Source organism: Brevundimonas diminuta ATCC 11568 (assembly GCF_000204035.1).
In the GTDB taxonomy this organism is placed as follows: Bacteria; Pseudomonadota; Alphaproteobacteria; order Caulobacterales; family Caulobacteraceae; genus Brevundimonas; species Brevundimonas diminuta.
On sequence record NZ_GL883086.1, the window covers coordinates 1,630,715 to 1,639,749 of the forward strand.

General features: G+C 68.0%; 8 protein-coding genes and 1 pseudogene. 2 read left to right on the plus strand and 7 right to left on the minus strand.

Annotated features, from left to right (window positions below; translation table 11 throughout):
* The 7 genes and pseudogenes from BDIM_RS18725 to BDIM_RS11800 form a co-directional block, all read right to left on the minus strand.
* A pseudogene (locus BDIM_RS18725) lies at nucleotides 1-126 on the minus strand (DNA-packaging protein); the annotation flags it as partial.
* Nucleotides 127-145: 19 nt separating this feature from the next.
* Nucleotides 146-601: a hypothetical protein gene (locus BDIM_RS11775; protein WP_128720555.1), complete on the minus strand. Its 456-nt coding sequence runs from the start codon at nucleotides 599-601 to the stop codon at nucleotides 146-148.
* 121 nt (nucleotides 602-722) lie between these two features.
* Nucleotides 723-2,342 (minus strand): PAS domain-containing hybrid sensor histidine kinase/response regulator, encoded by a 1,620-nt coding sequence (locus tag BDIM_RS11780; RefSeq protein ID WP_003165824.1) that lies wholly within the window; start codon nucleotides 2,340-2,342, stop codon nucleotides 723-725.
* Nucleotides 2,339-3,133, minus strand: coding sequence for a PAS domain-containing protein (locus BDIM_RS11785; protein WP_003165825.1), 795 nt, complete (start codon nucleotides 3,131-3,133; stop codon nucleotides 2,339-2,341). The genes BDIM_RS11780 and BDIM_RS11785 overlap by 4 nt, the downstream gene beginning before the upstream one ends.
* A gap of 30 nt (nucleotides 3,134-3,163) precedes the next feature.
* Nucleotides 3,164-3,643 carry a YcgN family cysteine cluster protein gene (locus tag BDIM_RS11790; protein ID WP_003165826.1) on the minus strand — a complete coding sequence of 160 codons (480 nt, stop codon included), beginning with the start codon at nucleotides 3,641-3,643 and terminating at the stop codon, nucleotides 3,164-3,166.
* Between the two features lie 40 nt (nucleotides 3,644-3,683).
* On the minus strand, nucleotides 3,684-4,022 hold the full coding sequence (locus BDIM_RS11795) for a DMT family transporter (RefSeq protein ID WP_003165827.1): 339 nt from the start codon (nucleotides 4,020-4,022) through the stop codon (nucleotides 3,684-3,686).
* Nucleotides 4,019-4,609 (minus strand): TetR/AcrR family transcriptional regulator, encoded by a 591-nt coding sequence (locus tag BDIM_RS11800; RefSeq protein WP_003165828.1) that lies wholly within the window; start codon nucleotides 4,607-4,609, stop codon nucleotides 4,019-4,021. Before BDIM_RS11800 ends, BDIM_RS11795 begins: the two co-directional genes overlap by 4 nt.
* Before the next feature lie 99 nt (nucleotides 4,610-4,708).
* Here BDIM_RS11800 and BDIM_RS11805 point away from each other — a divergent pair, with 99 nt between their 5' ends.
* On the plus strand, nucleotides 4,709-6,532 hold the full coding sequence (locus tag BDIM_RS11805) for an ABC-F family ATP-binding cassette domain-containing protein (protein ID WP_003165829.1): 1,824 nt from the start codon (nucleotides 4,709-4,711) through the stop codon (nucleotides 6,530-6,532).
* A 187-nt stretch (nucleotides 6,533-6,719) separates the two neighbouring features.
* Nucleotides 6,720-8,267 (plus strand): S10 family peptidase, encoded by a 1,548-nt coding sequence (locus BDIM_RS11810; RefSeq protein ID WP_003165830.1) that lies wholly within the window; start codon nucleotides 6,720-6,722, stop codon nucleotides 8,265-8,267.
* Nucleotides 8,268-9,035 lie beyond the last annotated feature (768 nt).

Here is a 9,035-nt window from a genome sequence, read left to right on the forward strand (position 1 = left end):
CACCTCGCGCACGTCGTGCAGCGCCGGCCCCACCAGGGCGAAGGTGCGATCCTTCGCCTTGGCCAGCTCATTCATCCAGAACCCGCCCGCGAAGGTCTTGCCCGACCCGCGCCCGCCCAGCAGCACCCAGGTCCGCCAATCCGTATCAGGCGGCGGCCAGACCTGATCGTCGTTCAGCCTCGGCGTCGCCCTCAGCAACCGCAGCAGCTCCTCGCGCGTCGCCTGTTCCAGCCGCTGCTGCGCCAAACCCCTTGCGCTCGGCGACCCCGAGAAGATGATCGAGACGAGACTGCAGCTCTGCCCGCACGGTCCGTTCTTCGTCGTCGGTGATGTCACGATCGTCTTCGCTCATTCCGTCCTCTTCAGGGTCGCGAGGCTTTCGAGGGGGCGAGGCCGCCAAGGCCGCCACCGCCTTGGCCGTGCGGGCCAGCACGCCGATGGCGCGCCCCCGCTTCTCGGCCTCGGCCACGTCGGCCGGCGGTTCTGCGGCGGCCACCACGGCGATCGCCTCGTCGGTCAGCTGCATCAGCCGCCCCAGCGCATCGTCCAGCCATTCGGCCACTGCCGCCGCCCGCCCCGCCTCTTCCCCTTTTCCCGCCATGACCGAACCATAGCGGACCAGCGTCCTCAGGCTGGCGAACAGCCTCCAGAACCTCGCAAAGCCGGGAATTTCCTGGGATCGGCGCCCCCGGCTGCGATAGCCGGGACGAGATGGCCTTCGCCTATACCGCCATCGCGGGCGGTTGGTCGCAGGACAGCCACCGCGTCAGGGCGGCGGCCAGTTCGGCGATCTGGATCGGCTTGGCCAGGTGGCCGTCCATCCCCGCCTCCAGACAGCGCACCACCTGCTCCGACTGGACGTTGGCCGTCAGCGCCAGGATCGGCGTCCGTCGCCCGGTCCCGGCCTGCATCCGGCGGATTTCGCGCGTGGCCTGCAGCCCGTCCATGACCGGCATGTGCACATCCATCAGCACCAGGTCATAGGCGCCCGAATGCACCGCATGGACCGCTTCGGCGCCGTCGGCGACGGCCTCGACCTCCAGCCCCAGATTTCTCAGGATGGCGCTGACCAGTTCACGGTTCGCCGCCGCGTCGTCGGCCATCAGCACCCGCCCGCCGATCGCAGAGTCGGCCGTCTGTCCCTGACGCGTCTCGACCGCATCGTTCTCGGCCTCGGCCACGGCCAGCGGCGCCTCGAACCAGAAGGTCGAGCCCTGTCCCGGCGTGCTGTCCACCCCGATCTCCCCGCCCATCAGTTCGACCAGACGGCGCGAGATCGCCAGCCCCAGCCCCGTCCCGCCATAGACCCGCGTCGTCGAGGCGTCGGCCTGGGTGAAGCGATGGAACAGTTCGCTGATTTTTTCAGGCGGTATGCCGATGCCGGTGTCGCTGACCGCCGCTCGCATCCGCCACAGGCCGCTCTCGTCGAACCGTCCGTCCAGCGTCAGCGTCACCTCGCCCCGCGCCGTGAACTTCACCGCATTGGACAGGAAGTTCAGCATCACCTGGCGCAGCCGCCCCTTGTCGCCGGTCAGGCGCGCAGGCGTATCGGCGGCCACCACCACGCGCAGGATCAGCCCCTTGAGCGAGCACTGGCTCTCGATGATGGCGGCGGCGCCGTCCACCAGGGCCCGCGTATCGAACGGCTCGGGGTCCATCTCGATGGCGTCGGCTTCCAGCTTGGAATAGTCGAGAATGTCGTTGATGACGCCCAGCAGGGCCTCCGACGCCGTGGCGATGCGCTCGACATAGATGCGCTCTTCCGGCGGCAGATGCTCCGATCCCTGCAACAGGCCGGAAAAGCCGATGACGCTGGTCAGCGGCGTCCGCAGTTCATGGCTCATATTGGCCAGGAATTCGCTCTTGGCCTGCACCGCCGCCTCGGCGGTCTCCTTGGCCTCCAGCACCTCGGCCTCCAGCGTCTTGCGCTGGGTCATGTCGCGGATCACCACCACCACGTCATCAACCTGGCCGTGCTCGTCCTTCAGGGCCTTGAAGGTGCATTCGACCCAGACGGTCTCGCCGTTCTTGTGCACCGCCCGGTGCTCCAGGCGGGTCGGCTCGCCGGTCTTCACCGCCTTGCCGATGGCGCCCAGCACCAGATGGCGGTCCTCGGGGTGGACATAGTCGGTCGACTGGCCGCTCATCTCCTCGTACGTCCAGCCCAGAAGCTGCTGGATCGCCGGCGAGATGTATTTGCTCGACCCGTCCATCTTGACCCGGGTGATGACGTCGCCGGTGTTCTCGGCCAGCAGGCGATAGCGCCGCTCATTGGTCTGCGCCGCCCGTAGGAGCCGCTCGCGCTCGGTCACGTCCTGCAGCACGCCGAACAGGGCGATCACCCGGCCGGTGGCGTCCTTCTCGGTCGCCCCTCGGCCGCCACGACGCGCTCGACGCCGTCGGCCCCGACCAGCCTCAGCTTGAAGGTATAGCCCTCGCCCGTCTTCAGCGCCCGCTCGACCAGACGCTGGATCTCCGCGCGGTCGTCTTCGTGATAGTGGCTGAACACGTCCTCCAGCTTGGGCGAGAAGGCGCCCGGCGCGATCGCATGGATGCGATAGATCTCGTCCGACCAGGTCACGGCCCCCGTCGTGATCTCATAGCGCCAGCGCCCGACCCCGACCATGTCCTCGGCCAGCCGCAGCGTCTCCAGACGCGCCGCCTCCTGGCGCATGGCCTCGGCGTGCTCCATCAGTTCGCCCGCTAGGCCGGCCAGTTCGCGGATCAGCCGCAGCTCCGTCTCCGTCGGCGCAGGGCGCGGCTTGACGTCCATCACGCCGATGGCGCCCGCCGGACGGCCGTCGCCCGCGCATACCGTGGCCCCCAGGAAGAAGCGCACCCGCGGTTCGCCCGTCACCATCGGATGATCGCGATAGACCGGATGCTCCAGCGCGTCCTCGACCGCCACCACCGCTTCGGGCCCCAGGCTCGCCAGCGCGTGGCTGACGCTGCTCATGCGCGGAATGCTGATCTCATCCAGCCCCACGCCGGACAGAAAGACGGCGCGGTCCTCGTCCAGCACGGTGATCATGGCGTGAGGCGCGCGGAACGCCGCGCAGGCGATCGCCGTCAGCCGGTCAAACGCATCCCGCGCGCCGGTCCTCGCCCTCTTTTGTGCTGCGACAATGCCCATCTGCCCCCGTCCTACCCCCCTGCGGACGAATTATTCGTTAGCAGAGCCGCGTTCGCCCATCCACTCCGGAGCCTCGAACTCCAGCGCGTCCTCCGGCTCCTTCAACGCCAGCTCCGAAACCGTCTGGCGCCGCACCGAGACCCCGGCCGTATGCACCGTCTCCGGGTCGCCGGACACCAGCGGGTGCCACCAGGCCAGCGTCCGCCCTTCATGCAGCCGACGATAGGCGCACGACAGAGGCATCCACTTCAGCCGCTCGATGTTGTCCGGCGTCAGTTGCACGCAGTCCGGCACCTCGGCCTGGCGCTGGGCGTAGTCGGTGCAGGTGCAACAGTCCGGGTCGAACAGCTTGCAGTGCACCCGCGTCGGGATGATCTGCCCCGTATCCTCGTCCTCGAAACGGATGACGCAGCACAGGCCGCAGCCGTCGCACAGGCTCTCCCACTCGGACGGAGACATCTCCGCCAGGGTCTTGGTTTCCCAGAAAGGCTTGGGCGAGGTGGAATTCATGGGCGCGCCTATACGCCCCAAATCCCCATCTGTCGCGGTTTCAGTGACTGACGCTCTTGGAGAAGAGGTTGATCACCACCACCCCGCCGATGATCAGCGCCAGGCCGATGATCGCCGGAAGGTCCAGCTTCTGCTTGAACAGGAACAGGCCGATCACCGAAATCAGCACCACCCCCAGCCCGCTCCAGATCGCATAGGCCAGCCCCACCGGCATCTGCTTCAGCGCCAGGGTCAGCAGGTAGAAGGCGATGCCGTAACAGACCGCCAGCCCCGCCGTCGGCAGCGGTTTGGTGAACTGCTGCGACTGCTGCAGCAGGGTCGTCCCCATCACTTCGAAACCGATCGCTCCAAGCAGGGCCAGCCAGGTCGCCGGGCTCATTCAGCGCCCTCGCCATAGGCGTCCGTCAGCAGACTGCCCGGCGTCAGCAGCGACAGCAGGGCCTTTCTCTGCTCCGGCGACACCTCATGCGTTCCGAACAGGTCGCTCATCCACAGACCGTCGGCGATCAGACGCAGCATCAGGGCGTCGTCCTTGCCTGCCGGATCGTCGGGATCGTCCACCGCCAGAGCGCCCATCGCCGCGCGCCAGCGCGGGGTCAGGCTCGGTTCAATGGCGCATGCAGCTAGGACGGCGCGGCCGATGCTGAAATCGCGCTCTGTCGCGGGTTCGTAAACGATCGTCCGCAGATAGGCCCGGGCGTTGCGGCCATAGGGGTTGGGATCGCGCGCCGCCTCGGCCAGCACCGCCGCCGTCATTTCGGACGCCAGATGGTCGATCACCCCCTCCAGCAGGGCCAGCTTGTTCGGGAAGTGATGCAGCAAGGCCCCCTTGCTGAACGGCAGGCGCGCCACCACCGCATCCAGCGTCACCCCCATCGCCCCCTGGTCGGCGGCGATCTCGATGGCCATGTCGATGATCTGGCGGCGGGTGTCTTCGGGCGTGCGGCGGGTCGGTTGAGCGTCCATGCAAAGCGACATACCGTCTGGACGGTTTTATGTAAATCCCGAAATATTGGCCCTCGCCCCCCGGTCCGCGCTATAGGCGTCGCCTCCCTTTTCGGACTGGTGTTCATGGCCGCTCGCCCCCCTCTCGTCGCCCTCAAGGACGTCCGCCTTCAGGACGGCCCCCGCCCGCTGTTCGACGGCGTCGACATGGCGATGGAGCCGCGCAGCCGCGCCGCCCTGGTCGGCCGCAACGGGGCGGGCAAGTCCACCCTGATGAAGGTGGTCATGGGCCTGATCGAGCCGGACTCGGGCGACCGCTCGGTCCAGGCCGGCACCCGCTTCGCCTATGTCCCGCAGGAGCCGGTCATCACCGGCGAGACCCTGGCCGACTACGCCGCCTCGGGCGAGGCCGAGCGCTGGACCGCCGAAAGCTGGCTGGAGACCTTCGGCCTCAACCCGAACAAATCCACGCAGGGCCTGTCAGGCGGCGAGATCCGCCGCGCCGCCCTCGCCAAGGCCTTCGCCGAAGAGCCCGACCTGCTGCTGCTGGACGAGCCGACCAACCACCTCGACATCCTGGCCATCGAACTGCTGGAGAACGAGCTGATCCAGGCCCGTTTCGCCCTGCTGGTCGTCAGCCACGACCGCGCCTTCCTGAACCGCGTCACCGACACCGTTCACTGGCTGGAAGGCCGCAGGGTCCGCACCCTGAACAAGGGCTTCGTCGAGTTCGACGACTGGGCCGCCAAGGTCATGGAGGAAGAGGCCGAGTCCCTGCGCCGCCTGACCAAGCGCATCGAGGCCGAGACCTACACCTTCTACCGCTCCATCACCGCCCAGCGCACCCGCAACGAGGGCCGTGCCCGCGCCCTGCAGCAGATGCGTCTGGACCGGGCCGAACGGGTCAAGGATCTGCCGCGCGAACTGAACCTCGGCGTCGATTCCGGCGCCGTCTCGGGCAAGCTGGTCGCCGACATCAAGGGCGTCAGCAAGGCGTTCGGCGACCGGACCATCTTCAGGAACCTGACCACCCGCATCATCCGCGGCGACCGTCTGGCCATCGTCGGCCCCAACGGCGCGGGCAAGACCACCCTGGTCAAGGTGCTGCTGGGCGAACTGGCCCCGGACGAGGGAACCGTCCGCATGGGCGCCAACCTCGAACCCCTCTACCTTGACCAGTCGCGCGAGGGGCTGAAGTCGGACATGACCCTGTGGGACGCCCTGACGCCGGGCGGGGGCGACAGCATCCTGGTACGCGGCCGCTCCATGCACGTCGCCGCCTACGCCAAGGACTTCCTGTTCCAGGAAGCCCAGTTGAAGCAGCCCATCTCCACCCTGTCGGGCGGCGAGCGCAACCGCCTGCTGCTGGCGCGCGCGCTGGCCCAGCCCGCCAATCTGCTGATCCTCGACGAGCCGACCAACGACCTCGACATGGACACGCTGGAGAAGCTGGAGGAGCTGCTCGAATCCTACGACGGCACCCTGATCCTGGTGTCGCACGACCGCGATTTCGTCGACCGTCTGGCCACCTCGACCATCGCCCTGAACGGCCGCGGCGACGTGGTCGAGACGCCCGGCGGCTGGCAGGACTTCCTGCGCCAAAACCCTGGCTTCCTCGCCCCGCCCCCGACCCACGCTGACGCCGCCCCTTCCGGGGCGCGTCGGGTCGAGAAGGCGGAGCCTTCTGACCGCGCCCCGAAGAAACAGGCCAAGCTCTCCTACAAGGACGCCCGCCGTCTGGAAGAAGTCGAAAAGCTGATGGAGACACTGCCGGTCGAGATCGCCCGTCAGGATGCCATCCTGGCCGACCCCGACCTCTACGCGCGCGACCCGGCCGCCTTCGACCGCGCCATGAAGGCCGCCGAAAAGGCCCGCGCCGAGCTGGAGGCCGCCGAACTGGACTGGCTGGAGCTGGAAGAGAAGAAGGCCGATCTGGCGGGCTGAGAAACACGCTGCGGCACGCCGCACATTCTTCGCCAAATCCCTCCGTATCCAGCCAACCCTTCCGCGATAAGGGCAGAACCCACGGTTTACATTCGCCCCCGCTTGCCGCCTCATTCCAAGCTGGGCGGCGTCGTTCGCGCGCCCGGCTCTCGAGGGGGAGCCGCGTAGACAAACTGGGGGTTTATCCATGAAGAGACTGCTTGTCGTCGCCGCTTCGGCGCTGGCCCTGGCCGGGCCGGCCATGGCGCAAAGCGGGGGCCAGAGCGGGCCTCAAGGCGCGCCGCGCGTCGATGTCGCCGCCGCCGCGAACCGCACCGAAGCCGCCATCCCGCCGCCCGTCATGTCCGAGACCCGCCACACCGGCGTCTTCGGCGGCCAGCGCATCGCCTACCGCGCCATCGCCGGCGAAACCTATCTGAAGGACAAGGAAGGCAAGCCGCTCGCGGCCATGGTCTCCTACAGCTACATCAAGGAAGGCCCGACGGACCCGAACCGTCCCGTGACCTTCCTGTGGAACGGCGGCCCCGGCTCTGGCTCCCTGTGGCTGCACATGGGCGCCTTCGGGCCCAAGCGCGTGGTCGTGCCGTCGGACGCGCGTGACGACGGCGCCGCGCCCTTCCCCATCATCGACAACGTCGACTCCCTGCTAGACGTCACCGACATCGTCTTCATCGACCCGATCGGCACCGGCTTCAGCCGCGCCCTGGGCAAGACCGACCCGGCCGACTACTGGGGCGTGACCAAGGACGCCAAGTCGATCGCCGAGTTCATCCGTCTGTGGCTGAACGAGCACGGCCGCTGGAACGCGCCGAAATTCATCGGCGGCGAGAGCTACGGCACCACCCGTTCGGCGGCGGTGATCAACGAGCTGGAAGGCAGCTACACCGACGTATCGATCAACGGCATCCTGCTGATCTCGTCGATCCTCGACTTCAGCCTGGCCGCCGACGCCCAGGGCAATGAGCTGGGCTTCGTCACCACCCTGCCCTCGATGGCGGCCGCCGCCTGGTATCACGACAAGGTGCCGAACAAGCCCGCCACGGTCGAGGAATTCGTCGCCGAGGCCCGCGCCTGGGCCATCGGCCCCTACGCCTCGGCCCTGCTGAAGGGCAACGCCCTGCCGGCCGACGAACGCGCCACGATCCTGCAGCAGCTGTCGCGCTACACCGGCATCTCGCAGACCTATCTGAGCAACGCCAACCTGCGCCTGTCGCCCGGCCGCTTCTACAAGGAGCTGCTGCGGGATCGCGGCCTGACCATCGGCCGCCTGGACGCCCGCTACACCGGCGTCGACTACGACAACGCCGGCGACCGCCCGGACAACGACCCCAGCTTCTACGGCATCGACGGCGCCTATACCGCCGCCATCAACGCCTGGGCGCGCGAAGGCCTGAAGTATTCGCCCGACGTGGTCTACTCCTCGATCGGCGGCACCCGGAACTGGGACTGGAACCTGCCGACCGCCGGACGCGGCGGAGCGGAGTATCTGAACGTGGCCCCCTACATCGGCCGCGCCCTGCGTGAGAACAGCGGCCTGCGCGTCTGGGTGGGTCAGGGCTACTACGACTTCGCCACGCCCTTCTTCGGCGCCGAATACTCGCTGAACCGTCCGGGCTTCCCGACCGACGGCCGCATCGAGTGGCACTACTACCACTCAGGCCACATGATGTACGTCCGCGACGACGACCTGAAGAAGCTGTCGAACGACATCCGCACCTTCATCCGCGCACGCTGATGATCCGCCGCCATCCGCTCCTGCGAGCGGATGGCGGTCGCTTTCCTGTGGACAACGCAAGACGCTGATCCGCTTTCGCGAATTTCGTCCGTCCACAGATATCCACAGACTTGCCCACCGGGTCCGGGAGAATTCCGCACAGACGCGCCGATTTGGGCGCTTGCCCAATAACGGATTTCGCGGGAACGTCAACAGGCCGAGGGACACGGCGGCGCGGAAATCCGGGGAGACCCGGAGATCAAGCGGACCGGTCCGGCTCTCTGACCCAGGGTTCCAAGCCTCTTCGGAGGACGCGGAAACACCGAAGCAGGGCCCAGGCTCCCGATCCTCTAGCGCTTCGGCGCCGGGATCACCGAGAACCAGGCCGGGATCGACGGACGGCGCGAGGTTCGCCTTGCGGAACGCCGAAGACCAGGGGCCGATGGAATGACAGTCGAACGACGCCGGGTCCGCCCGCCGACGCAGAGGCCGACTTCCGACCCGATAGCGGCCAAGTCCAACCCGGACTTGGCGAGGGGACGCGATCCGCGATCCGACCGGCGACGGTCTGGCTCAAAGGGTTACGTCCCCTCGCTCAATTCCGGCGCATGATTTCCGGGCTGAAATCCCGCCCGGCGACGCCCCGCCGCCTTTCCAAGCGCGGCCCGTCCCCCTACACCCTAGACGTGATGACTCGCGCCCGCCTGCACCGACGCGGCCTGATGGCCGGCGCCCTCGGCTTGACCGCCCTGGGCGTCCTGTCCGCGTGCGGCCGACGCCCGGCCCAAA

Coding starts and splice junctions, on each gene's coding strand:
- BDIM_RS11790 (WP_003165826.1), bottom strand. CDS start 3,643: ATGAATTCCACCTCGCCCAAGCCTTTCTGGGAAACCAAGACCCTGGCG.
- BDIM_RS11785 (WP_003165825.1), bottom strand. CDS start 3,133: ATGGGCATTGTCGCAGCACAAAAGAGGGCGAGGACCGGCGCGCGGGAT.
- BDIM_RS11775 (WP_128720555.1), bottom strand. CDS start 601: ATGGCGGGAAAAGGGGAAGAGGCGGGGCGGGCGGCGGCAGTGGCCGAA.
- BDIM_RS11810 (WP_003165830.1), top strand. CDS start 6,720: ATGAAGAGACTGCTTGTCGTCGCCGCTTCGGCGCTGGCCCTGGCCGGG.
- BDIM_RS11800 (WP_003165828.1), bottom strand. CDS start 4,609: ATGGACGCTCAACCGACCCGCCGCACGCCCGAAGACACCCGCCGCCAG.
- BDIM_RS11795 (WP_003165827.1), bottom strand. CDS start 4,022: ATGAGCCCGGCGACCTGGCTGGCCCTGCTTGGAGCGATCGGTTTCGAA.